Origin of the sequence: Pseudomonas sp. UBA7500, from assembly GCF_002478435.1 — a bacterium.
Classification (GTDB): domain Bacteria; phylum Pseudomonadota; class Gammaproteobacteria; order Pseudomonadales; family Pseudomonadaceae; genus Aquipseudomonas; species Aquipseudomonas palmensis.
Window position 1 is genome coordinate 382597 of the sequence record NZ_DLNW01000044.1, and the last position, 22901, is coordinate 405497.

The window sequence follows — 22901 nt, forward strand, 5'->3', positions numbered from 1 at the left end:
ATCAGGCCTTGTTCCAGAATGATTCCAGGCAGACCACCATGGCGACTTGCGGCGAAGTATTGGTAAAACTCCTCGAAAACTATGGCGTCGACCATGTTTTCGGCATTCCCGGCGTGCACACGGTCGAGCTGTACCGCGGCCTTGCCGGCTCGACCATCCGTCATATAACCCCGCGCCACGAGCAAGGCGCAGGCTTCATGGCTGACGGCTTTGCCCGTACCCGTGGCAAGCCTGGGGTGTGCTTCATCATCACCGGCCCGGGCATGACCAACATCACCACCGCCATGGGCCAGGCCTATGCCGACTCGATCCCGATGCTGGTGATCTCCAGCGTGCAATCGCGCAATGCCCTGGGCGGCGGTCGCGGCAAGCTGCACGAGCTGCCCAACCAGGGCGCGCTGGTCAGCGGTGTGGCGGCGTTCTCGCACACACTGATGAGCGCCGATGACCTGCCGGCCGTGCTGGCCCGTGCCTTTGCGGTATTCGAGGGCGCGCGCCCGCGCCCGGTGCATATCGAGATCCCGCTGGACGTGCTGGTCGAAGACGCCGATCACCTGCTTGGCTGCGAGCCGGTACACATCGCCCGCGCCGGTGCCGCGCCAGGGCCGGTGGCGAGCATGGCGGCGCTGCTGGCCGCTGCCCGTCGCCCGTTGATCCTGGCCGGTGGCGGTGCCATCGACGCAGGCGCCGCACTCGCCCGGTTGGCCGAGCACCTGCAGGCGCCCGTTGCACTCACCATCAATGCCAAGGGCGTGCTGGCCTCCGGGCACCCGCTGCTGATCGGCTCCACCCAGTCGCTGGTGGCGACCCGTGCACTGGTGCGCGAGGCCGACGTGGTGCTGGCGATCGGCACCGAGCTGGCCGAAACCGACTATGACGTCACCTTCAAGGGCGGCTTCGAGATCCCCGGCACCCTGCTGCGCATCGACATCGACCCGGACCAGTGCGTGCGCAACTACCCGCCCAGGGTGGCAATGGTGGCCGATGCAGAGCAGGCGGCGCAGGCCCTGTTGCTGGCCCTGGCCGAGCAGCCGGCGCCACCGCGCGAAGGTGAGTGGGGCGCGGCGCGGGCAGCGCGCCTGCGCGATACCCTGGCCAGCGAATGGGACGCGGCCACGCGGGCGCAGACGCTGTTCCTCGACAGCGTGCTGCAGACGTTGCCCGATGCCGTGCTGGTCGGTGATTCGACCCAGCCGGTGTACACCGGCAACCTGACCCTGGACCTCGACCAGCCGCGCCGCTGGTTCAACGCCTCGACCGGCTACGGCACCCTCGGCTACGCCTTGCCGGCGGCCATGGGCGCGTGGCTGGGCAGTGCGGAGCAGGCGGATCGACGCTTGCCTGCGGTGTGCCTGATCGGCGACGGCGGCTTGCAGTTTACCCTGCCGGAGCTGGCCAGTGCGGTGGAGGCTCAGGTGCCGCTGATCGTGTTGCTGTGGAACAACCAGGGGTACGAGGAGATCAAGAAGTACATGCTCAACCGCGCCATCGAACCGGTGGGCGTGGATATCCACACCCCCGATTTCATTGGCGTGGCCAAGGCCCTCGGTTGCGCCGCCGAAGCGGCGAGCGGGGTGGCGCAACTGCGCGAGGCGTTGTTGCGTGCCCGCCAACGCAGTGGCCCGAGCCTGATCGAGGTCGACCAGGCAGCGTGGATGCAGGCGGTGCAACCATGCTGAACCTGCCCGGTATCTACATCGAGGGCGCGTGGCATCACGGCGCGCAGCCGCTCACGGTAATCAACCCGAGCACCGGGCAGTCCCTGGCCGAAGTGGCCGGGGGCGATGGCGATGCAGTCGCCTGTGCCGCCACGGCGGCGCAGGCCGCCTTTGCCGGCTGGTCGCGTACCACCGGGGCACACCGTGGCGAGCTGCTGCACAGGATCGCGCGGGGTGTGGAGGCCCGCCGCGAGCGGCTGATCGAACTGCAATCGCGCAACAACGGCAAGCCTCTGGCCGAGTCGGCGATGGACGTCGACGATGTGGTGGCAACGTTCGAGTACTACGCGGGCCTGGCGCAGGCCCTGGACAGGCAGCAGGACCAGCCGCTGGCCTTGCCCAGCGAGGATTTCAGCGCCCGCCTGCGCCGCGAGCCGTGCGGTGTGGTCGGCCTGATCGTGCCGTGGAACTTCCCGATGGTGACCACCGCCTGGAAGCTGGCCCCGGCGTTGGCGGCAGGGTGCTGCGTGGTGCTCAAGCCGTCGGAGGTCACGCCCCTGGCCGAGCTGGAACTGGCCCGGATCATCGCCGACTGCGGCCTGCCGGAGGGGGTGTTCAATCTGGTGTGCGGCACCGGGCTGGCGGTGGGGGCGCCGCTGACGAGCGACCCGCGTATCGCCAAGGTGTCGTTCACCGGCAGCAATGCGGTCGGCGTGCAGGTGATGCAGCGCGCGGCCGAGACGGTCAAGGGGGTGAGCCTGGAGCTGGGCGGCAAGTCGTCATTGCTGGTGCTGGAGTCGGCCGAGCTGGAGCTTGCGCTCGAGCTGGCCTGCGCCGGCGGCTTCTTCAATGCCGGGCAGATGTGCTCGGCCACCAGCCGCGTGCTGGTGGCCGATGCGCTGTACGACGCCTTTGTCGACGGGGTGAAGGCACGGGCTGCGGCGATCCGGGTGGGTGACCCGTTTGCCGGCGACAGCGACATGGGGCCGCTGGTCAACCAGGCCCAGTACCAGCGCGTGCTGGGGCACATCGAGCGTGGCGTGCACAGCGGCGCGCGCTTGCTGTGCGGTGGCAAGCCGCTCGAACACGCTGCTGGGTACTTCATCGAGCCCACGGTGTTTGCCGAGGTACCGCTGGACAGTGCGCTGTGGCGCGAGGAAATCTTCGGCCCGGTGCTGTGCGTGCGTCGGGTGGCCAGCGAAGCCGAGGCGGTGGCGTTGGCCAACGACAGCGAGTTCGGGCTGGTGGCCAGCGTGGTAGGTGCAGACCCGGCGGCCGCCGAACGGGTGGCCGACCAGCTGCAGGCCGGGCTGGTGTGGATCAACGCACCGCAGGTGATCTTCCCGCAGGCAGCGTGGGGTGGCTACAAGCAGAGCAGCCTGGGGCGCGAGCTGGGGCCCTGGGGGCTGGCGGCGTTTCAGGAGATCAAGCATGTGGTGAGGGCGGTGTAGCGTTCTTCGCCGGCAAGGCCGGCTCCTACAGGCGACCGCGTACTGCCTGTAGGAGCCGGCCTTGCCGGCGAAAGCGATCTAGAGCGCACTCCGCAACCTGGCCATGTCCCGCAGCGGTGGCGCGCCATACAGCCGGCTGTACTCGCGGCTGAACTGCGACGGGCTCTCATAGCCCACCCGATACCCCGCCACCGACGCCTCCAACCCATCGTTGAGCATCAGCCGCCGCGCTTCCTGCAAGCGCAGTTGCTTCTGATACTGCAACGGGCTCATCGAGGTCACCGCCTTGAACCGGTGGTGCAGCGTCGAGGCACTCAGGTTTACCTCCCGTGCCAGGTCGTCGATGCGCAGCGGGCGCTGAAAATGATCATTGAGCCACTGGATGGCCTGGCACACGCGGTGGGTCTGGGTGTTGGCCATGGCGATCTCGTACAGCCGCGCACCCTGCTGCCCACGCAGCAGCCGATAGAGAATCTCGCGACGGATCAGCGGCGCCAGCACGGCAATGTCCTTGGGCGTATCCAGCAGGCGGATCAGGCGCAGCAATGCATCGAGCATCTGGGTGTCCAGGCGTTCGATGAACACCCCCCGCGACGACGGCTGCGACGGCACGCCCATCGGCCCGGCCTCGGCGATCAGGCTGTTGATCTCGGCCGGGTCGATGTCCAGGCGAATGCCCAGGCTGGGGTTCTGCGGGCTGGCCTCCAGCAGTGCACCGCTGATCGGCATCGCCACCGACACCACCATGTAGTGCAGCGGGTCGTACACATAGGTCTCGTCGCCCAGGCAGATCTCCTTGCGGCCCTGGGCCAGGATGCACAGCGCCGGCTGCGCCAGGGTCGGCATCGAGCGGGTGCTCTGCTCGTAGCGGCTCAGGTGCAGGTCGGCGATGGCCGAAGGCACCGTGCCGCTGGGGCAGTGGCGAACGACCAGCCCGGCCAGTTCCTGGCGCAGAAGCTCCAGGGCCGGGTCCAGCAACGGTGGGGTGGGGTCTGGGGCTGACATGTGCGGGTTCCTCTGCCGATGGGCGCAGCATAGGTTCGCGCACGCCGGGGCGCTAGCCGAATGCTGCGCGGTTCTTGCCTGATCCTGCGACGGGTGCAGAATCAGGCAAGCCGTCGACAGGAATCGCCTAACGCCGCGCGTGGCCTGGGCCGTAGCCTTGGCAGCCTGGGTTTTCTTCCCTGGCCGCTTCAAGGAGCACCGCACATGACGTCATCACAACCGGTCAGCCATCTTTCCTTCGTGCGCGCCAGCGTCGGCCGTTCGGCCGAGCTGGGCGTGCGCCTGCAGCAACTGCTCGAACCGTCGCGGCAAACCCCGGGGTGTCTGCATTTCAGCGTGCAGCGTTCCACCTGCGATGCCGACCTGTGGTTGCTCAACGGGGTGTGGGCCGACACTTCGGCGCTGCACGACTACTTTGCCTCGCCCAGCCTGCAGCTGTTTGGTGAACTGGTGCAGGCGCGGGTGGTGGACAGCCTCGACCTGCAGACGTTCACCGAGCAGCCGGCGAGTTAGAATGGCGCCTTTCCGGCAACCGATGTGGATGTGAGAGGCAATGGCACGTAAAGAATTCGACGTATTCGAGGCTGTTTCGGCGGTGGTGCCGGGCGAGGGTGGCTACAGCGCCGCGATCGCGGTCAAGGCCCTGGGCGCTGGCGGCGCACCGCGTTTTCACAAGGTGCTGCCAGGGCAGGTATTCAAGACCGCACTGGAGGCCGATGACGCTGCAGTGGTCGAACTGCAGCGCCTGAACGGCGTCAGTGACGACGCCGAACTGATCTGGTGATCAGGCCTGCGGGCGGGCCATCTTGAACAGGTTGCCCAGCTCGAAGTAATCCGCCGGGCCGCCGCCGCGCAGAATCGGCTCGGCGGCCGCGGTGTCGTAGATCCCTTCCTTGAGCAGGTGCTCGGCAATGTGCACCGCTACCACTTCGCCCAGAATCAGCCAGCTTGGCACCAGCGCCTGGTCGGCACGTTGCAGTTGCACGATCTGGGTCACCTTGCATTCGAACGACACCGGGCTTTCCTGCACCCGGGGTACCGCAATCACCCTGGAGGCTGCCGGGGTCAGCTGGCTCAGGGCGAACTCGTCGACCTCTGGCGCCACGGCGGCGCAGCTCTGGTTCATGGCCTCGGCCAGCGGGCGTGTGGCCAGGTTCCAGGCGAACTCGCCGGTCTGTTCGATGTTGTTCAGGCTGTCTTTACGCCCGACGCTGCAGAACCCGATGATCGGCGGAATGTAGTTGAAGGCGTTGAAAAAACTGTAGGGCGCAAGGTTCAGGCGGCCGTCGCGGTCCTGGGAGGAGATCCAGCCGATCGGGCGCGGGCCGACGATGGCGTTGAACGGGTCGTGGGGCAGGCCGTGGCCTTTTGCGGGTTCGTAGTAGTACATCATCGGGCCTTGTGGGCGGAGGGTGCGCCTAGTGTGCCAACAGTTGCCGGCCCTGAAAATGACTAAGCCCGGCCGAAGCCGGGCTGTGGCGCTGCATCGGCTGTCAGCTGATGCGGTGGGCCTGGGTGCGGTCGAAGCCATCTTCGACGAAGCGATGCGCGTTGGTGTGATCGAAACCGTCTTCTGCCACGGTAGCGGGCTGGGCGTGTTCCACGGCGAAGTTGTGCGCGTTGGTGCGGTCGAAGCCGTCTTCGGCGAAAGCGTTGGCGGCCAGGACAGAAAAGGTGAGGGCCAGCATCAGTTTGGTTTTCATGGGGGTTACTCCGGTGGTGAGGGGTTGTCTGTTGCTATGGGTTTGATTTTACGCCCGTTAATTTGATTAAAAAGCACAAAATATTGCCTATATGAATCTATTAAATCGATACATAAGAAAGCGGTTGGCCTCTGCTGGCAAGCCAGTGCCCTCAGTGTTTTGCGAGCGCCGAAGCACCCAGGGGCGCTGGCTTGCCAGCCAGGAGGACGACTCGGTTCTGAGTGGGCCCAGCATCGCGCACCCGCATTAATGCCGAATTAAGCCCACAAAAAAGGGGCCTCCATCGCTGGAGGCCCCTTGTCTATTGCAGCAAACCGATCAGTCGGTCTCGATCCGCGAGTTGTTGCGGGTGTCCTTCATGAACACGTACACCAGCAGCGAGACGGCAATGCACGCCGTGACGTACCAGTAGTAGCCGGTCTCCATGTTGATGCTCTTGAACCACAGTGCCACGTACTCGGCCGTGCCACCGAAGATCGACACGGTCAGCGCATACGGCAGGCCCACGCCCAGCGCGCGGATCTCGGTGGGGAACAGCTCTGCCTTGACCACCGCGTTGATCGAGGTGTAGCCGCTGACGATGATCAGTGCTGCCATGATCAGGAAGAACGCACCCCACCAGGTCTCGATGGTGTGCAGCGTGGTCAGGATTGGCACGGTGAAAAGGGTGCCCAACACACCGAAGGCGATCAGGATCGGGCGACGGCCGATCTTGTCCGACAGGCCGCCGATCACCGGCTGCAGGCACATGAACAGGAACAGGGTGGCCGCCGAGATCATGGTCGAGTCACTGATGCTCATGCCCACCGTGTTCACCAGGTACTTCTGCATGTAGGTGGTGTAGGTGTAGAACGCCAGGGTGCCGCCCATGGTCAGGCCGACCACGGTCGCCAGTTCCTTGGGGTGGCGCAGCAGGGTGCGCATCGAGCTTTCCTTGGCCTTTTCCTTCTTGGTGAACGAGGCCGTCTCTTCCATGCCGCGACGCAGGTACAACGCCACCACCGCGCACAGCGCGCCGATCACGAAGGGTACGCGCCAGCCCCACGAGTACAGCTGCTCGGTGGTCAGGGTCTGCTGCAGGATGATCAGCACCGCCAGCGCGATGAGCTGGCCGGAGATCAGCGTGACGTACTGGAAGCTGGAGAAGAAACCGCGACGCTCCTTGGTTGCCATCTCGCTGAGGTAGGTGGCCGAGGTGCCGTATTCACCCCCCACCGACAGGCCCTGCATCAGGCGTGCGATCACCAGCAGCACCGGCGCGGCGACGCCGATGGTTTCGTAGCTGGGTGTCAGGGCGATCACCAGGGAGCCGGCGCACATCAGCAGTACCGAGGCCATCAGCGCGGCCTTGCGGCCCTTGCGGTCGGCATAGATACCCATCAGCCAGCCACCGATCGGGCGCATCAGGAAGCCCACGGCGAAGATCGCGGCGGTGTTGAGCAGTTGGGTGGTGGTGTTGCCGGCCGGGAAGAAGGCCTTGGCGAAGTACAGCGAGAACGCCGCGTAGACGTACCAGTCGTACCATTCGACCATGTTGCCGATGGAGCCGGAGAAAATCGACTTGAGGCGGCTGGAGGTGGTTTTTTCAGCGGGTGCGGCCGCTGCCCCAGCAGGCAGAGAGGTGGAGTTATCCATTGAAGCAACCTTCTAGTTGTTTTTGTGGTGCGCGTGTAAACGCGGCCTGACAGGGCCATAGCAGGACCCGTGCCAGCCAGCGAAGGCCCGGTTTAGAAGGGTTTGGCAGGTCGAATGAGCGGAAATCCGCTCATTGGTGGTGCAGCGATAGGCAAGAATCCGCCTATGAGCCGGGGCGTTCGAGGAAGTCTTCGCGCACCAGTGCGTGGCGTTGCATCTTCTCGTTCAGGGTACGTCGGGGCAGTTGCAGCTCCTCGAGCACCGCCTTGATGTCGCCCTGATGACGGCTCAGGGCGGCGCGCAGGCACTGGGCCTCGAAGGCTTCCTGTTGGGCAGCCAGCGATTGCCCGGTATGCGCCACTGCCGCCGATTGCGCATCGTCCAGGCCCAGGGCGTGGCGCTCGGCGGCGTTGGCCAGTTCGCGCACGTTGCCCGGCCAGTCGTGGCTGAGTAGCCGGCCCAGTTGTGCGCCACTGGGGTCGGCGGCGCTGCGGCCCAGGCGTTCGGCGGCGGCGCGGGCAAAATGGGCAAACAGCAGGGGGATGTCTTCGCGCCGCTCGCGCAACGGCGCCAGGCGCAGTTCGGCCACGTTCAGACGGTACGCCAGGTCTTCGCGAAAACGCCCGGCGCGGGCTTCGAGCAGCAGGTCGGGCTTGGTGGCGGCAATGATGCGCAGGTCCACGCTGATGCTCTGGTTGGCGCCCAGGCGCTCGAGCTTGTGCTCCTGGATCACCCGCAGCAGCTTGGCCTGCTGGGCCAGCGGCATGCTCTCGATCTCGTCGAGGAACAGCGTGCCACCGTTGGCATATTCGAGCTTGCCGATGCGCTTGCCCTGGGCGCCGGTGAAGGCGCCGCTCTCGTGTCCGAACAGCTCGGCCTCGAACAATTGCTCGGGGATCGCCGCACAGTTGAGCGCCACGAACGGCTTGTCGGCCCGCGGGCCGAAATCATGCAGGCACCGCGCGACGCGCTCCTTGCCGCTACCGGTTTCGCCGCGTATCAGCACATTGACCGGCAGCCCGGCCAGGTCCAGCACCTGGCGACGCAGTTGCTGCAGGCCAGGCGACATGCCCAGCAGGGTGTTTTCCAGGCGCACCTTGAGGTCGGCCTGTTCATGCAGTCGGCGGTTCTCCAGCACCAGCTGGCGTTTCTCCAGGGCGCGGCGCAGGCTGCCGAGCAGGCTGTCGGGGCTGAAGGGCTTTTCCAGAAAATCGTAGGCGCCATTGCGCATGGCTTCGACCGCCATCGGCACGTCGCCATGCCCGGTAAGCAGAATCACCGGCAGGTCGGCATCACGCCCCTGCAGTTGCTCCAGCAGTTGCAGGCCGCCCATGCCGGGCATGCGCACATCGCTCAGGATCACCCCGGGAAAGTGCTCGGGCAGCTGTGCCAGACACGCCTCGGCACGTTCGAACAGCTGCACCTCGAAGCCGGCCAGGCTCAGCCACTGCTGCACCGCGGTACGGATGCTGGCCTCGTCGTCGACGACAATCACCGCATTCAGCATGCAGGCTCCGGGTCGCAGGGCAGGGTCAGGCTGAAACGCGCACCGCCTGGCTGGTTGTCGACCTGCAGGCGCCCGCCGGCTTCATGGATGATGCCGTAGGAAATCGCCAGCCCAAGGCCCAGCCCTTCGCCCACCGGTTTGGTGGTGAAGAATGGGTCGAACACGCAGCCCAGGTGCTCCTGCTTGATGCCGCCGCCGCTGTCGAGCACGCTCAGGTGCCAGTGGTCATGCTGCTTTTCGATACGGATCTCCAGGTGTTTCCAGGTTTTGTCGGCCATGGCGTCCAGGGCGTTGCGCAACAGGTTGATCAACACCTGTTCCAGGCGGATGGCGTCGCCGCGTACCCAGGCCGGACGCGCCAGGTACAGCGCGGTGCTGACGCCCTCGGCGCGGATGCGCGGGTCGAGCAACTGTAGCGCCTGGTCGACCACGGTGGCCAGGTCCAGACGTTCGCGCAGGCCGCTGGGGCTGTTGCGGGCAAAGGTTTTCAGGTGTCCGGTAAGGGCCGCCATGCGCGTGAGCATCTGTTCCAGCGGCTGCAGGGCCTGGCGTGCTTCGTCCAGGCGCTCGTTGTCGAGCAGCAGGCGCAGGGTGGCCAGCTGCATGCGCTGGGTGGTCAGCGGCTGGTTGAGCTCGTGGGCCAGCGCGGCGGACATCTGCCCCAGCGCCGCCAGCTTGGTCGACTGCACCAGGCCCTCCTGAGCCATGCGCAGTTCATGGGTGCGTTCCTCCACCAGGCGCTTGAGCTCGTCGCGGCTGCGCTGGCGCAGGCGGGCCAGGCGCAGGCGCTGGCTGATGAACAGCACCGCGAACACCAGGGTCAGCCAGACGGCGGCGGCCGTCAGCCCGGCGTTGCGCTCGTCATCCCCGGTGCGCGGTGTGCGCAGCAGGTGCAGGGTCCAGCCCTCGGCTTCCAGCGGCAGGCTTTCCCACAGGTAGTCGGTGTCGCCTTCGGGGCGCTGCACGCGCACCAGGTGGCTGTTGTCGTCAAAGCGGGTCAGCACCTGGCGCTGCAGGGGCAAGAGCGACTTCTTGTCGTACTGGCGGGTGGCGTCCAGCTCATTGAAATCGGCCGCCGATAGCGGGTTCAGCTCGCGGTAGCGCCAGCCGTCCTGGTTGGCCAGGAAGATGATCCCGCGGGCGTCGCTGACCAGCAGCACGTCGCTGCCCTGGCGCCATTCGCGCTCAAGCTCGGGAAACTCCAGCTTGACCACCATGGCCCCGAGAAACCGCCCCTGGTCGCCCAGCACCGCGCTGGACAGAAAGTAGCCGGGAATGCCGCTGGTCACCCCCACCGCATAGAAGCGCCCGCTGCCCTGGGTGCGGGTCTGCTTGAAGTACGGTCGAAAGCCGTAGTTCTGCCCCACGTAGGTGGTAGGCAGGCGCCAGTTGCTGGCCGCCACGGCCAGGCCGGTGTGGTCGAGCAGTTCGAGGGTGGACGACCTGGCGGCGCCGTTGATGCGTTCGAGCTTGCGGTTCAACGCGTCCTGGGTCGCTTCGCCCACCGGGCCGCCGAGGGCTGCGATGAGTTCGGAGTCCAGCGCCAGCACAGCGGGCAGGGCGCGGTAGCGTTCGATCAGGGTGTGCAGCGAGTTGGCGTACAGCGCCAGTTGCTGGCTGGCCCGCTGGGTATCGTCGAGCATGGCTTGACGCTTGGCCTGATTCATCGCCCAGCCGGCGGCCAGCAGGGTGCCGGCGGTGATCAGCAGCAGAATCAGGCCCAGTCGCACGGCGCGGTAAGTGAACGGCATGGCAAGCAGTACCCTGGCAGGGGGGAAGGCTGCCAGGCGCTTCCCCGTGAACGTCACAGCGACTTACAGCAGCTCGAAGCGTTGCTGTTGCACGGTTTCGGAGTCCAGGCCGACCTGGACGTTGAACTCGCCAGGTTCGGCAACCCACTGCAACTGGCTGTTGTAGAACTTCAGGTCGTCCGGCTGCACGGTGAAGTGCAGGGTGCGCTCCTCGCCGGCCTTGAGCATGAGCTTCTGGAAGTTCTTCAGTTCCTTGACCGGGCGGCTCATCGAGGCGGCCACATCCTGCAGGTACAGCTGCACCACGGTTTCGCCGTCACGCTGGCCGGTGTTCTTCACGCGCACACTGACCTCCAGGCTCTGGCCCTGTTTCAGTGTCGTGCTCGACAGGCTCGGTGCCGACACACTGAAGGTGCTGTAGCTCAGGCCGTAGCCGAAGGGGTACAGCGGGCCGTTGGGTTCCTCGAAGTACTGCGAGGTGTAGTTGCCGGGCTTGCCGGGGGTGAACGGGCGGCCGATGCGCAGGTGGTTGTAGTACATCGGGATCTGCCCCACCGAGCGCGGGAAGGTGATGGCCAGCTTGCCCGAGGGGTTGTAGTCGCCCAGCAGCACGTCAGCGATGGCGTTGCCGCCTTCGGTGCCGCTGAACCAGGTTTCCAGGATGGCGTCGGCCTGCTCGCGCTCCCACGCCAGCGACAGCGGGCGACCGTTCATCAGCACCAGCACCAGCGGTTTGCCGGTGGCCTTGAGGGCCTTGATCAGCTCGCGCTGCACCGCCGGGATCTCCAGGGTGGTGCGGCTGGACGATTCGTGGGACATGCCCCGCGATTCGCCGACCACGGCCACCACCACGTCCGACTGCCTGGCGGCCTTGACCGCTTCGTCGATCAGCACGGCAGCCGGGCGCGGGTCATCGACGATTTCCGGGGCGTCGAAGTTGAGGAAGTTGAGGTAGTCGAGCACGGCCTTGTCGCCGGTCACGTTCGAGCCTTTGGCGTAGAGCACCCTGGCCTTGTCGCCCAGGGCACGGCGCAGGCCCTCGCGCACGGTCACCGACTGGTGCGGGCGACCGGCGGCGGCCCAGCTGCCCATCATGTCGATCGGGGCATCGGCCAGCGGGCCGACCAGGGCGATGGTGCCGGACTTTTTCAGCGGCAGGGTCTGCTGGCGGTTCTCCAGCAGCACCAGGCTGCGACGCGCCACGTCCCGTGCGATGTCGCGGTGCAGGCGGCTGTCGGCATAGGTGTCGGCCGGGTCGTCCTTGGCCTGGCCGATGCGCCGGTACGGGTCGGCGAACAGGCCCATGTCGTACTTGGCGCCGAGAATCTCGCGCACCGCGTTGTCCAGCTCGGCCGGGCTGACCGCGCCGGACTTGAGCAGCCCCGGCAGTTCCTGGCCATACAGCGTGTCGTTCATGCTCATGTCGATGCCGGCCTTGATCGCCAGCTGCGCCGCCTGCTTGCCATCGGCGGCCACGCCGTGGCGCACCAGCTCGGTGATCGCCCCATGGTCGCTGACGGTCACGCCCTTGAAGCCCCAGTCGCGGCGCAGCAGGTCGTTCATCAGCCAGGTGTTGGAGGTGGCGGGCACACCGTTGATCGAGTTCAGCGCCACCATCACGCCGCCGGCACCGGCATCGATGGCGGCGCGGTAGGGCGGCAGGTACTCGTTGTACATGCGCGTGGGGCTCATATCGACCGTGTTGTAGTCGCGCCCGCCTTCCACCGCGCCGTACAGTGCAAAGTGCTTGACGCTGGCCATGATGCTGTCGGCGTTGGCCGGGCTGCGGCCCTGGAACGATTCGACCATCACCCTGGAGATACGCGACACCAGGTAGGTGTCTTCGCCAAAGCCTTCGCTGGTACGGCCCCAGCGCGGGTCGCGGGCAATGTCGACCATGGGCGCGAAGGTCATGTCGATGCCGTCGGCGGCCGCTTCCAGGGCCGAGGTACGGCCGACCTGGGCGATGGCCTGCATGTCCCAGCTGGCGGCCAGGCCCAGGCTGATCGGGAAGATGGTGCGGTGGCCGTGGATCACGTCATAGGCGAAGAACATCGGGATCTTCAGGCGCCCGCGCATGGCGGCGTCCTGCATGGGCCGGTTCTCGTCACGGGTGATCGAGTTGAAGGTACCGCCGATGCGCCCGGCGGCGATTTCCTCGCGGATTTTCTCGCGCGGCATTTCCGGGCCGATGCTGATCAGGCGCAACTGGCCGATCTTTTCCTCGACGCTCATCTGCTTGAGCAGGTTGGCGATGAACGCCTGTTTGTCTTGCAATGGCGCGGCGGCAGGCGAGTCAGCGAAGGCCGACTGGCTGGCCAGGCTGACGAGCAGGCCCAGCAAACACAGCTTGTTCATGAATTCTGTTCTCAAGGCTGCGGCAGTCGTCACGGTGCAGACTGGCAAGCCGAAGTTGGGGAAGCGGCTATTGTTGTAGTTTGCTGGGGCACCTTTTAGCCGATTGGGCCATCACGATCCAGCGGCGGCGTCGGATTATGCCTCAAGTCCGGCGCATTTCGAGCACTCACGGAGCGTAGCGACAATGCAGGTATCGAACAGAGCACGGTTGTGGCTGGTGCTGGCACTGGCCAGCCTGCTGGCCGGTTGCGGCATCAACAACATTCCCCAATACGACGAACAGGTCAAGGCGGCCTGGGCCCAGGTGCAGAACCAGTACCAGCGCCGTGCCGACCTGATTCCCAACCTGGTCGAAACGGTCAAAGGTTACGCCAGGCAGGAGCAGGCCACCTTGACCGCGGTCATCGAAGCGCGGGCCAAGGCCACCTCGATCAAGGTCGATGCCAGCACCCTGGACGATCCTGAAAAACTGCGCCAGTTCCAGGCCGCACAGGCCCAGCTGGGCGGTGCGCTGGGGCGCCTGATGGTGGTCTCGGAGCGTTACCCGGACCTGAAGTCGAACCAGAACTTCCTGGCCCTGCAGTCCCAGCTCGAGGGTACGGAAAACCGTATCGCGGTGGCGCGCAAGGACTTCATCGCCGCCGTGCAGCGCTACAACACCGAGATCCGTACCTTCCCCGGGCGCCTGTGGCACAGCGTGATGTACAGCGACATGCCGCTGCGCGAGAACTTCGAGGCCACCAGCGCCGATGCCGACAAAGCGCCTGAAGTGAAATTCTGATGCGTGTGCTCAAGGCGGCGCTGCTGCTGGTGCTGCTGGCGGCGAGCGGCTGGCTGTGGGCCGCGCCCCAGTTCCCGGCGCTCAGTGCACGGGTGGTGGACCAGGCCGGGCTGCTCGACGGCGCCACCCGCAGCCAGCTTGAGCAGATGCTCAAGGCGCACGAGCAGGCCACCGGCGAGCAGGTCGTGGTGGTGACCCTGGCCAGCCTGCAGGGGCAGGCCATCGAGGACTATGGCTACCAGCTGGGGCGCCACTGGGGCATCGGCCAGCAGGGCAAGGACAACGGTGCGCTGTTGATCGTCGCCCCCCAGGAGCGCAAGCTGCGCATCGAAGTCGGCTATGGCCTGGAGGGCCGCCTGACCGATGCCCAGGCCTCGGTCATCATCAACAGCGTGATCACCCCGGCGTTTCGCCGTGGCGACTTCAGCCAGGGCATCGTGCTTGGCACGGCGGCCATCCTTCAGGTGCTGGGCGGCGCACCGCTGGACGAGCCGGCGCGGCCTCTGGCAGACGAGGCGCAGCAGCAAGGTGCGCCGGTCTGGGCGGTGGGCCTGTTCATCCTGATGATCATCATCGTGTTCGCCCTGCAGGGCCTTGGCGGGGGTGGCCGCGGTGGGCGCGGGGGCTTTGGCGGTGGTCTTGGCGGCGGTTTCGGGGGCGGCCTGGGCGGTGGCGGCGGTGGCTTCAGTGGCGGCGGCGGCAGTTTCGGCGGGGGCGGGTCCTCCGGCGGCTGGTAACTACACGACAAGAGACACACACGTACATGGCATTGCTCAGTGAATACGAACAGCGTCAGGTGGCCCAGGCCATCGCCCAGGTAGAACAGCGTACCGATGCCGAGCTGGTGACGGTGCTGGCGGCGCGTGCCGACGACTATGCCTATATCCCGTTGCTGTGGGCCAGCCTGCTGGCGCTGGTGGTGCCGGGCGTCCTCTATTACCTGAGCGGCTGGCTGAGCGTGCATGGCCTGCTGCTGGCGCAGTGGCTGACCTTCATCGTGCTGTGCCTGGTGTTCCGCCTGCCGCGCCTGACCAGTTGGCTGGTGCCGCGCAGGGTGCGCCACTGGCGTGCGTCGAACCTGGCGCGGCGCCAGTTTCTGGAGCAGAACCTGCATCACACCGTGGGCCGCACCGGGGTGCTGATCTTCGTCAGCGAGGCCGAGCGGTATGTGGAGATCCTGGTGGACGAGGGCATCTCCAGTCGCCTCGACAACCAGGCCTGGGACGCCATCGTGCGCACCTTCACCGCCCAGGTGCAGCAGGGCCAGACCCTGCAGGGCTTTGTCACCTGCATCGAGGCCTGTGGCGAGCTGCTGGCGGCCCATGTGCCGGTGACCCAGGCGCGCAACGAGCTGCCCAACCGGCTGGTGCTGCTGGGCTGAGGCATGCGCGCTGATCGACAAATGCTGTGCCTGGGGCGGTCATCCACGTAAAATGCGCGCCATTGCGCGCCTGCGGGCGCCCCCCGCAACCCGAGGCACCCACTCCCCATGTCCGCAACCCCCACCGTCCAGGCCGCGCCGGATGCGCGTGCGCAGTTTCTGGCGCTGCTCGCCACCAGCCTGCACCAGCACACCTTCATCAAACTGGTGCTGGCGCGCCATGTCGGCGCCGAGGTCGACCTGCAGCGGGTAACGGCCAAGCCGCTGACGATCAAGGGGCAGGCCAGCCTGTCGTTCGTGTACCGCTACAAGACCCGCGACATCACCCGCAACCTGGCGCTGGACGAGGCGCTGACGTTGATCGGTGAGCTGTTGCCGGCTTCGTTTCGCAACGCGCACCTGCTCAGCCTGAACGACGAGGTGCAGCTGGAGTTCACCAAGAAGGGTAAGCCGATGCTGCATCGCAACGCCGTGCAGCAGGCGCGCGAGGTGGTGACCGGCGAGCATGATCGCGAGAAGAAGCGCTACCTGGAGCTGAGCCGGCCGTTTCTGCACGATCTGGGCGTGACCGACAAGCAGCAGGCGCTGATTCCGGCGATGTCGCGCAAATGGAAGCAGATCAACAAGTTCATCGAGGTGTTCTCCCATGCGCTGAGCAGCGCGCCACTGGCGGCAGATCAGCCGGTGCGGGTGGCGGACTTCGGCTCGGGCAAGGGCTACCTGACCTTCGCGATCCACGACTACCTGCGCAACACCCTGCAGCGCGAGGCGCAGGTGACGGGCGTGGAGTTGCGCCCGGACATGGTCGAGCTGTGCAATGCCGCCGCCGCGCGCCTGGAGCATCCGGGGCTGAAGTTCGAGTGTGGCGATGTGCGCAGCGTGGTGCCCAGCGCCATCGAGGTGATGATCGCCCTGCATGCCTGTGACATTGCCACCGACTACGCGATTCATACCGGTATTCGCTGTGGCGCGGCGATCATCATGTGCTCGCCGTGCTGCCACAAGCAGATTCGCCCGCAGATGCACAGCCCGGGGTTGCTCAAGCCGATGCTGCAGTACGGCCTGCACCTGGGGCAGCAGGCCGAGATGCTCACCGACAGCCTGCGTGCGTTGTACCTGGAGGCCTGTGGCTACGAGACCAAGGTATTCGAGTTCATCTCGCTGGAGCACACCAACAAGAACAAGATGATCCTGGCCACCCGGCGGCGCGAGCCGGTGGCGGCGCAGGCGTTGCTGGAGAAGATCCAGGCGCTCAAGGCGTTCTATGGGGTCAAGGAGCATTGTCTGGAGACGCTGCTGCGGGCCGATGGCTTGATTCCTGTCTGAACCTCACCACCGTCATCGCGGGTCAAGCCCGCTCCCACAAGGATCACCCTTACCTGTGGGAGCGGGCTTGACCCGCGATGGCGGCACCTCAGACCTTGACCGGTGCCGGATGCACCCGCGCCTTGCGCCCCAGCACTACCGTCAGAATCACCCCGCCGGCAAACACCCAGGTGATCGGCGCCACCTGCTCGCCAAAGAACAGCGCCGACAGCGCGATGGTGAAGAAGATCTGCAGCAGCTGCACCTGGCTCACCCGTGAGATTCCGCCCAGCGCCAGCCCGGCGTACCAGGCAAAAAAGCCGATGAACTGCGAAAACAGCGACACATAGCCGAACGCCCACCAGGCCCGCGGGCTGATCGCGCCCTCATGCTGCAGCGCCAGGTACACCACCGGCCCCAGCAGCAGCGGGCTGGACAGCACCAGCGCCCAGCAGATCACCTGCCAACCGCCCATCTCCCGCGCCAGGCGGCCGCCTTCGGCATAGCCCAGCCCGCCCACCGCAATCGCCGCCAGCATCAGCAGGTCACCGGCCTGGATGTGTCCGGCGCCCATGATCATCGCGTAGGCCACCACCAGTGCGCTGCCCAGCGCCGCCCATGCCCAGAACGCCGTGGAAGGTCGCTCGTGGGACAGCCACGCCGCATACACCACCACGCACAAGGGTTGCAGGCCGTTGACCAGTGCGCCGTGGGAGGCCGGCACGCTCTGCATGGCCCAGGCCGACAGCACCGGGAAACCGAGAATCACCCCCAGCGCCACCAGGCTCAGGCCCTTGACCTGCTGCCAGGTGGGCCACTTTTCACGGCGCCACAGCAACAGCGCCGCTGCCGGGATCGCGGCCACCAGGGCCCGGCCCAGGCCGTTGAGCAGCGGGTGCATCTCCTGCACCACGATGCGGGTCATGGGCAGGGTCAGGCTGAAGATGATGACGCCGAGCAGGCCGAGGGCCAGGCCGGTGTTTTCGCGGGTAGACATGAGCGCGCCTGAGGGCTGGAGGGGCCGCTCATTGAGCCACAGGTGGGGTGGGGAATCTGGTTACAGTTGGCAACAAAGGTGTCCGTACAGTTGGGCGTCGCGCCGGCCTTTTCGCCGGCAAGGCCGGCTCCTACAGGCTTCGCGCCCTCCTGTGGGGGCCGGCCTAGCGCCGACGCCGCCCCACTGCCTTGGGCGGCGGCGCGGGCACATTCGCCAGCGCGCCCAGCGGGTGCGTGGTGGCATCGAAAAAATGCAGTTCGATGCCCGGGCACGCTTCGAACACCCGCGCGTAATGCTGCTTCTGGCTCACGATGGCCGCCTCGTTCACCGGCAGGATCGAAATGGCCAGGTGTGTCGGCTGCGCCTGCCTGATCGCCTCCACCAGGTGCCGGTCGGCACGGTCCAGGTGATGCCCGAACACGCACAGCCCCTCGCGCTGCGTCGCCAGCGCGGCGTAGCACCAGGTCAGGTAATCGGACCCGCGAATCGCCCGCAGCTTGTTGTCGCTGCTGTCTTCATTCACGAACAGCGGCACATCGCCCGGGGTGTTGATGGCAAAGCCGTCGAGCAACTGGCTGCCGCTGGCCGCCCGCTGGCGCGTGGTGCCGTGCTGGGTGCGCAGCAGGTGCAGGCCGCCATGCAGGTAGTGCATTCGCGTGCCCGCCCCCTGAGCCCGGCTGACGTCGAAATCGCCTTCCTCGTCGAACAGCTCGGCAAAGCCGTGCGGCGCCTGGTTCACGGCCCAGTGACAGAGCAGGTCGTAGTTGCTGGAAAACACACGCTGGTAGGTGCGCAGCTCGGCGTTGATCGCGGCCAGGTGGGCAGTGGGCAGCAGCTTCCAGGGAATGTGCACGCTGCGCACGGCGTGGATCAGCGCTTCCTTGATCGCGTAGTAGCGGTTGAGCGGTGCCGACGAACTGATCGCCAGCGCGGCATTGACCTGCACGGTGGTGTTCAGGGCACTGAGGACCGGCGCGAACAGCTCGCTGTTCATCGATTTGAACAGTGCCTGGTCGGTGAGGCCGAGGGGCTTGTGGCGCACGCGCTGGGCCAGCTCGAACAGCGAAAAGTAGGCGAACGGGCGCCAGATGGCGCGGCTGGTACCGTTGCCCAGCAGCAGGCTGGTGCACGGGTGGGCGGTATTGAGGTGCGGCCAGGCCGCCAGGGTTGCGTCGACGTCGGCGAGGGGCATGTGGATCTCGTAGGGATTTGTTGCACGTTGGCAGGGCGCGACTGTAGCACACCGGCGCGTTGTCATCAGCGCTCCGGAACCTGCGGTGTCTGCCACGGGGTACTGAGGGGTGGCCGAAGGCAGAGTGAGTGTGTGAGAATGATACGAATTCCCATTAATGTTTTGTCTGCCTTATCACGCGCCGGACGCCCATGACCTCGCTTTCAACCCCCTGGACGGCCGGCGCGCCGTCGTTTGCGGCTGTCGCCGACGAGCTGCTCGCGCACTACACCGACCTGCGTCGCTACCTCGGCAGCCGACTGCGCAACCCCGATGATGCGGCCGATATTGCCCAGTCGAGCTTTGCCCAGGCCTACGCGCATGCCCTCAATGCCCCGGTGATCAATGCCCGTGCGCTGCTGTTCCAGGCGGCGCGCAACCTGTGCATCGACCAGTTTCGCCGGCGCAGTCGCGAGCTGGCGGCGCTGGAGGACTGGCTGACACGGGCCGATGGGCTCACCCCCAGCGTGGAAGAGATCCTGATTGCCCGCGAGCAGTTGCAGCAACTGATTGCGCGTATCGAGCGCATGCCGCGTCTGCGCCGTGAGGTGTTCGTGCGCGTGCGCCTGCATGGCCAGAGCCATCGCCAGGTGTGTGACGAGCTGCAGCTGTCGGCCAAGGCCGTGGAGCTGCACATCGGCCGCGCGGTGTTCGACCTGTCCGAACTGAGCCAGGCCTGCCGTCATGTCTGAGGCGCGGCCGGTTTCGCCCCGCAAGGTACAGCAGGCGCTGGGCTACCTGGCGGGGCTGCACAGTGACGACCCCTCCCGCGTGCGCGAGGTGAGCGGGCAGTTGCAGCGTTGGCGCAACAAAAGCAGCGAGCATGAGCGTGCCTGGCTGGAGGCCGAGCAGCGTTGGCAGATGATCCATCGACTGACCCCGCAGTTGCGCGGCTCGCTGGCCCCCGAGCCGGTCAACCTCGGCCGGCGTCGCCTGCTGCGCCAGGGTGCCGGCCTGCTGGCGGTGGTCGGGTGCGGTGCATGGCTGGGTTGGCTGTGGCAGCGCCGGCCACAGTTCGACCAGGTGCTGCTGACCGAACATGCAGCGCCCGCACGCAATGTACTGCTGCCCGACGGCAGCCAGATGGTGCTGGCGGCCGAAAGCAACGTGCAGGTGAAGTACAGCAACGGCCAGCGCGAGGTCATGCTGGCCCACGGCAATGTGTTTTTCGACGTGGCCCACGAGCGCCTGCGCAGCTTCCTGGTCAGCACCCGGCTGGGGCAGGTGCAGGTGCTGGGCACCGCCTTCAGCGTCAGCGACCGTGGCGGCGATATCCAGGTGGCGGTGACCCGCGGTCATGTGAAGGTGCGCGGCCTGGATGGCGAGACCCGCGAACTGCTGGCGGGCGACCGGGTGCGCCTGGGCGAACCCGGCGTGCCGGGGCCGGTGGAGCATCACCCGCAGGCGGCCCCGAACGCCGAGCACTGGCGCCAGGGCTGGTGGTCGTTCACCGATGCACCGCTGGCCGAGGTGATCGACGAATTCAATGCCTACAGCAACCGTCAGGTGCGGCTTGGCGAGGGAGCAGCCGGGCTGCGCCTGACCGGCAGCTTCCCCAGCGACCGCCCCGACATATTGCTGAACGCCTTGCCCAGGGTGCTGCCGCTGAGCCTGATGCAGAAGGGTGAGTACACCTGGCTGCAGCTACGTTGAAATTTTTTTGAGGGGTAGCGGCCAGCTAGCGCGTCTTCCTGGCAACTCCCTAGCTCAAAGGACAGATCATGTCGTTTTTCCTCGCCCGGACCACGCGTCCGTCGCCTTCTTCGGTTATCCCCAGCACCCTTCGCCACCTGGTGCTGGCCTGTGCCCTTGGCGCGGCCAGCCTGTCGGCCGTGTCGGCCGAGCTGAGCGCAGGCACCCGCGTGCTGGCGCTCGACCTGCCCAGCCAGCCGCTGGATAGCGCGGTGCAGGCGCTGTCCCGCGAGGCGGGGGTGGCGATTGCCGCCGACAGCCAGTGGCTGGCCGGGCGCGATGCCCCGGCGCTGCAGGGCCGCTTCACCCTGCAACAGGCGCTGCAACGCCTGCTGGACAACAGCGGCCTGGTGGCCAGCGAAGAAAACGGCGTGATCATCCTGCGTCGCCCCGAGAGCGACGGCGCGCTGACCCTGGGTGCCACCACGGTCAATGCGCAGGTGGGCAACAGCAGCAACCCGCCCGAGCTCTACAGCGGTGGCCAGGTGGCACGCGGTGCGAAGGTGGGCATGCTGGGCAATCGCGACATCATGGAAACCCCTTTCAACATCACCGCCTACACCGCCCAGCACATGGAAAACCAGCAGAGCGGCACGGTGGGCGCGGTGCTGCGCAACGACCCGTCGGTGCGCTTCAGCACCGGTGAAGGCCACACCTACGAAAACTTCATGATCCGCGGCTACTCCATCGACTCCACCGAGCTTGCGGTCAACGGTCTGTATGGCCTGGCGCCCGATGGGCATGTGCCCACCGAGTTCCTGGAGCGCGTCGAGGTGCTCAAGGGCCCTGGCGCACTGCTCACCGGCATGGCCCCCAACGGCGGTGTGGGCGGGGTGATCAACCTGGTGCCCAAGCGGGCCGGGGATGCGCCACTGACGCGCCTGACCACCAGCTACGTATCCGACGGCTACTGGGCCGAGCACCTGGACCTGAGCCGGCGCCTGGGTGAGGAGAACCGCCTGGGCATCCGCTTCAACGGCGTGTACGGCAGCGGTGACACCGGGGTCGACGACCAGTCCAAGGACCGCACCCTGGCGTCCCTGGGCATGGATTACCGTGGCGATGGCTGGAAGCTGGAACTCGATGCCTACGAAAGCCACGAAAAGATGCAGAACGGCAGCCCGATGATGGCCGGCTTCAGCAAACTGGGCTACGTGACCAAGGCGCCCAAGCCGGATTCCAACATCCTCGACGGTATTTCGGCCAAGCAGATCAGCAAGGCGGTGATCCTGCGCGGCGAATACGAGCTGTCGGACGACTGGACGGCCTACGCCAGCGTCGGCGGTGCGCGTACCCGCTACAAGGGCTTCCTCAACGGCACGCGCTCGATCATCACCTCCGGCAACGGCGACGCCACCGCCGAAACCTACAACCAGGGCGGCTATACCCATAGCCTGTCCACCGAAGCGGGTGTGCGCGGCAACTTCAGTACCGGTCCGGTGACCCACCAGCTGGTGCTCAGCACCACCCTGCTGCACCAGGACATCGGTCGCGCCGCCACCGTCACCGGGGCAAAGTACACGACCAACATCTATCACCCCGGCAAGCCGATCATTGCCGGCAACATCGGCTCCAGCGACAAGACCGGCGACAACACTCTGTCGAGCTTTGCCGTGGCCGATACCCTGGGCTTCGTCGACGACAAGCTGTTGCTGACCCTGGGCGTGCGCTCGCAGCGGGTGCGCCAGAAGATGAGTTCGCCTTCGTATGACGAGCATGCGCTGACCCCGGCACTGGGCGTGGTGCTCAGGCCGTGGGAGGCGGATGTCTCGCTGTACGCCAACTACATCGAGGGCCTGACCCAGGGCGGCATGGTCAGCGACCTGTCGGCTGCCAACTATGGCGAGCAGTTCGCCCCGTACAAGTCCAAGCAGGTGGAAGCCGGGGTCAAGTGGGACCTGGGCGACTTCACCCACACCGTCAGCGTGTTCCAGATCGAGAAGCCGAGCATGATGCTCGACACCGCCAGCAACCGTTACACCGACGATGGTCAGCAGCGCAATCGCGGGGTGGAGTGGAACCTGTTCGGTTCGCTGACGCCGAGCGTACGCCTGCTGGGTGGGGTGACCTATACCCGTGCCGAGCTGACCAAGACCGCTGGCGGCAAGCTCGATGGCAACGCCGCGCGCGGGGTGCCGCAGTGGTCGGCCAACCTGGGCGGCGAGTGGGACACGCCCTGGGTCGAGGGCCTGACCCTGACCGCGCTGGCCATCCACAGCAGCTCGCAGTACCTGGATTCGGCCAACGAACTGAAGATTCCGCAGTGGACCCGCTATGACCTGGGCGGTCGCTACAGCACGCGCATCCTGAGCAAGGACGTGGTGCTGCGCGCCAGCCTGGAGAACGTCGAGAACCGTGCCTACTGGGCCGGTGTGTTCAACGACGGCTACGCCACGGTCAGCGAGCCGCGCACGCTGAAACTTTCGGCCAGCATCGACTTCTGAGG

Annotated in this window: 19 protein-coding genes and 1 pseudogene; 11 read left to right on the plus strand and 9 right to left on the minus strand. The window is 66.4% G+C overall.

Features of this window, described 5'->3' with window-relative positions; genetic code table 11:
• The first annotated feature begins 38 nt into the window (after nt 1-38).
• Together B4I46_RS18880 and B4I46_RS18885 are read left to right on the plus strand one after the other, a co-directional pair.
• Nucleotides 39-1679: a 5-guanidino-2-oxopentanoate decarboxylase gene (locus B4I46_RS18880; RefSeq protein ID WP_286901313.1), complete on the plus strand. Its 1641-nt coding sequence runs from the start codon at nt 39-41 to the stop codon at nt 1677-1679.
• Nucleotides 1673-3109 (plus strand): aldehyde dehydrogenase family protein, encoded by a 1437-nt coding sequence (locus tag B4I46_RS18885; protein ID WP_286901315.1) that lies wholly within the window; start codon nt 1673-1675, stop codon nt 3107-3109. Before B4I46_RS18880 ends, B4I46_RS18885 begins: the two co-directional genes overlap by 7 nt.
• Before the next feature lie 78 nt (nt 3110-3187).
• Here B4I46_RS18885 and B4I46_RS18890 read toward each other — a convergent pair whose 3' ends face one another.
• Nucleotides 3188-4114: an AraC family transcriptional regulator gene (locus tag B4I46_RS18890; RefSeq protein WP_054914792.1), complete on the minus strand. Its 927-nt coding sequence runs from the start codon at nt 4112-4114 to the stop codon at nt 3188-3190.
• A gap of 204 nt (nt 4115-4318) precedes the next feature.
• Between B4I46_RS18890 and B4I46_RS18895 the strand changes: the two genes are divergently transcribed.
• Together B4I46_RS18895 and B4I46_RS18900 are read left to right on the plus strand one after the other, a co-directional pair.
• Nucleotides 4319-4627 (plus strand): putative quinol monooxygenase, encoded by a 309-nt coding sequence (locus B4I46_RS18895; protein ID WP_043860779.1) that lies wholly within the window; start codon nt 4319-4321, stop codon nt 4625-4627.
• A gap of 40 nt (nt 4628-4667) precedes the next feature.
• Nucleotides 4668-4898 (plus strand): hypothetical protein, encoded by a 231-nt coding sequence (locus B4I46_RS18900; protein ID WP_054914791.1) that lies wholly within the window; start codon nt 4668-4670, stop codon nt 4896-4898.
• Here the strand turns inward: B4I46_RS18900 and B4I46_RS18905 are convergent, their stop codons facing one another.
• The 6 genes and pseudogenes from B4I46_RS18905 to bglX form a co-directional block, all read right to left on the minus strand.
• The gene (locus B4I46_RS18905; RefSeq protein ID WP_043860781.1) at nt 4899-5504 is read right to left on the minus strand and encodes a flavin reductase family protein; all 606 of its coding nucleotides are present in this window, start codon (nt 5502-5504) and stop codon (nt 4899-4901) included.
• Between the two features lie 106 nt (nt 5505-5610).
• Nucleotides 5611-5817, minus strand: a pseudogene (locus B4I46_RS18910) (hypothetical protein); the annotation flags it as partial.
• 318 nt (nt 5818-6135) lie between these two features.
• Entirely contained in the window at nt 6136-7452 is a 1317-nt protein-coding gene (locus tag B4I46_RS18915; protein WP_043860783.1) for an MFS transporter, read from the minus strand.
• 163 nt (nt 7453-7615) lie between these two features.
• On the minus strand, nt 7616-8959 hold the full coding sequence (locus tag B4I46_RS18920; RefSeq protein WP_078479560.1) for a sigma-54-dependent transcriptional regulator: 1344 nt from the start codon (nt 8957-8959) through the stop codon (nt 7616-7618).
• On the minus strand, nt 8953-10710 hold the full coding sequence (locus B4I46_RS18925; protein ID WP_054914789.1) for a sensor histidine kinase: 1758 nt from the start codon (nt 10708-10710) through the stop codon (nt 8953-8955). The genes B4I46_RS18920 and B4I46_RS18925 overlap by 7 nt, the downstream gene beginning before the upstream one ends.
• A gap of 63 nt (nt 10711-10773) precedes the next feature.
• Complete coding sequence (gene bglX, locus B4I46_RS18930) at nt 10774-13068, minus strand: beta-glucosidase BglX (protein ID WP_088515508.1); 2295 nt, start codon at nt 13066-13068, stop codon at nt 10774-10776.
• A gap of 184 nt (nt 13069-13252) precedes the next feature.
• Between bglX and B4I46_RS18935 the strand changes: the two genes are divergently transcribed.
• From B4I46_RS18935 to B4I46_RS18950, 4 genes are all read left to right on the plus strand, one after another.
• Nucleotides 13253-13849 (plus strand): LemA family protein, encoded by a 597-nt coding sequence (locus tag B4I46_RS18935; protein WP_043860787.1) that lies wholly within the window; start codon nt 13253-13255, stop codon nt 13847-13849.
• Complete coding sequence (locus B4I46_RS18940) at nt 13849-14586, plus strand: TPM domain-containing protein (protein ID WP_286901319.1); 738 nt, start codon at nt 13849-13851, stop codon at nt 14584-14586. Before B4I46_RS18935 ends, B4I46_RS18940 begins: the two co-directional genes overlap by 1 nt.
• Before the next feature lie 26 nt (nt 14587-14612).
• On the plus strand, nt 14613-15230 hold the full coding sequence (locus tag B4I46_RS18945; protein WP_043859748.1) for a TPM domain-containing protein: 618 nt from the start codon (nt 14613-14615) through the stop codon (nt 15228-15230).
• Between the two features lie 108 nt (nt 15231-15338).
• Nucleotides 15339-16556 (plus strand): class I SAM-dependent methyltransferase, encoded by a 1218-nt coding sequence (locus tag B4I46_RS18950; RefSeq protein WP_286901321.1) that lies wholly within the window; start codon nt 15339-15341, stop codon nt 16554-16556.
• Between the two features lie 88 nt (nt 16557-16644).
• On the opposite strand, the gene B4I46_RS18955 is transcribed toward B4I46_RS18950, so the two are convergent.
• The gene (locus B4I46_RS18955) at nt 16645-17532 is read right to left on the minus strand and encodes a DMT family transporter (RefSeq protein ID WP_043859746.1); all 888 of its coding nucleotides are present in this window, start codon (nt 17530-17532) and stop codon (nt 16645-16647) included.
• A 163-nt stretch (nt 17533-17695) separates the two neighbouring features.
• Nucleotides 17696-18724, minus strand: coding sequence for a DUF4917 family protein (locus tag B4I46_RS18960; protein ID WP_054914785.1), 1029 nt, complete (start codon nt 18722-18724; stop codon nt 17696-17698).
• Nucleotides 18725-18915: 191 nt separating this feature from the next.
• Here B4I46_RS18960 and B4I46_RS18965 point away from each other — a divergent pair, with 191 nt between their 5' ends.
• The 3 genes from B4I46_RS18965 (at nt 18916) to B4I46_RS18975 (ending at nt 22899) form a co-directional block, all read left to right on the plus strand.
• Nucleotides 18916-19455: an RNA polymerase sigma factor gene (locus B4I46_RS18965; protein ID WP_043859744.1), complete on the plus strand. Its 540-nt coding sequence runs from the start codon at nt 18916-18918 to the stop codon at nt 19453-19455.
• Nucleotides 19448-20416: a FecR family protein gene (locus B4I46_RS18970; protein ID WP_286901322.1), complete on the plus strand. Its 969-nt coding sequence runs from the start codon at nt 19448-19450 to the stop codon at nt 20414-20416. Before B4I46_RS18965 ends, B4I46_RS18970 begins: the two co-directional genes overlap by 8 nt.
• 68 nt (nt 20417-20484) lie before the next feature.
• A complete protein-coding gene (locus tag B4I46_RS18975) occupies nt 20485-22899 on the plus strand; it encodes a TonB-dependent receptor (RefSeq protein ID WP_286901323.1) in 2415 nt (804 codons plus the stop codon).
• Nucleotides 22900-22901 lie beyond the last annotated feature (2 nt).

Bases quoted from the DNA above. Each gene is read 5' to 3' on its own strand.
- B4I46_RS18880 (WP_286901313.1), top strand. From the start codon at position 39: ATGGCGACTTGCGGCGAAGTATTGGTAAAACTCCTCGAAAACTATGGC.
- B4I46_RS18885 (WP_286901315.1), top strand. From the start codon at position 1,673: ATGCTGAACCTGCCCGGTATCTACATCGAGGGCGCGTGGCATCACGGC.
- B4I46_RS18890 (WP_054914792.1), bottom strand. From the start codon at position 4,114: ATGTCAGCCCCAGACCCCACCCCACCGTTGCTGGACCCGGCCCTGGAG.
- B4I46_RS18895 (WP_043860779.1), top strand. From the start codon at position 4,319: ATGACGTCATCACAACCGGTCAGCCATCTTTCCTTCGTGCGCGCCAGC.
- B4I46_RS18900 (WP_054914791.1), top strand. From the start codon at position 4,668: ATGGCACGTAAAGAATTCGACGTATTCGAGGCTGTTTCGGCGGTGGTG.
- B4I46_RS18905 (WP_043860781.1), bottom strand. From the start codon at position 5,504: ATGTACTACTACGAACCCGCAAAAGGCCACGGCCTGCCCCACGACCCG.
- B4I46_RS18915 (WP_043860783.1), bottom strand. From the start codon at position 7,452: ATGGATAACTCCACCTCTCTGCCTGCTGGGGCAGCGGCCGCACCCGCT.
- B4I46_RS18920 (WP_078479560.1), bottom strand. From the start codon at position 8,959: ATGCTGAATGCGGTGATTGTCGTCGACGACGAGGCCAGCATCCGTACC.
- B4I46_RS18925 (WP_054914789.1), bottom strand. From the start codon at position 10,710: ATGCCGTTCACTTACCGCGCCGTGCGACTGGGCCTGATTCTGCTGCTG.
- bglX (WP_088515508.1), bottom strand. From the start codon at position 13,068: ATGAACAAGCTGTGTTTGCTGGGCCTGCTCGTCAGCCTGGCCAGCCAG.
- B4I46_RS18935 (WP_043860787.1), top strand. From the start codon at position 13,253: ATGCAGGTATCGAACAGAGCACGGTTGTGGCTGGTGCTGGCACTGGCC.
- B4I46_RS18940 (WP_286901319.1), top strand. From the start codon at position 13,849: ATGCGTGTGCTCAAGGCGGCGCTGCTGCTGGTGCTGCTGGCGGCGAGC.
- B4I46_RS18945 (WP_043859748.1), top strand. From the start codon at position 14,613: ATGGCATTGCTCAGTGAATACGAACAGCGTCAGGTGGCCCAGGCCATC.
- B4I46_RS18950 (WP_286901321.1), top strand. From the start codon at position 15,339: ATGTCCGCAACCCCCACCGTCCAGGCCGCGCCGGATGCGCGTGCGCAG.
- B4I46_RS18955 (WP_043859746.1), bottom strand. From the start codon at position 17,532: ATGTCTACCCGCGAAAACACCGGCCTGGCCCTCGGCCTGCTCGGCGTC.
- B4I46_RS18960 (WP_054914785.1), bottom strand. From the start codon at position 18,724: ATGCCCCTCGCCGACGTCGACGCAACCCTGGCGGCCTGGCCGCACCTC.
- B4I46_RS18965 (WP_043859744.1), top strand. From the start codon at position 18,916: ATGACCTCGCTTTCAACCCCCTGGACGGCCGGCGCGCCGTCGTTTGCG.
- B4I46_RS18970 (WP_286901322.1), top strand. From the start codon at position 19,448: ATGTCTGAGGCGCGGCCGGTTTCGCCCCGCAAGGTACAGCAGGCGCTG.
- B4I46_RS18975 (WP_286901323.1), top strand. From the start codon at position 20,485: ATGTCGTTTTTCCTCGCCCGGACCACGCGTCCGTCGCCTTCTTCGGTT.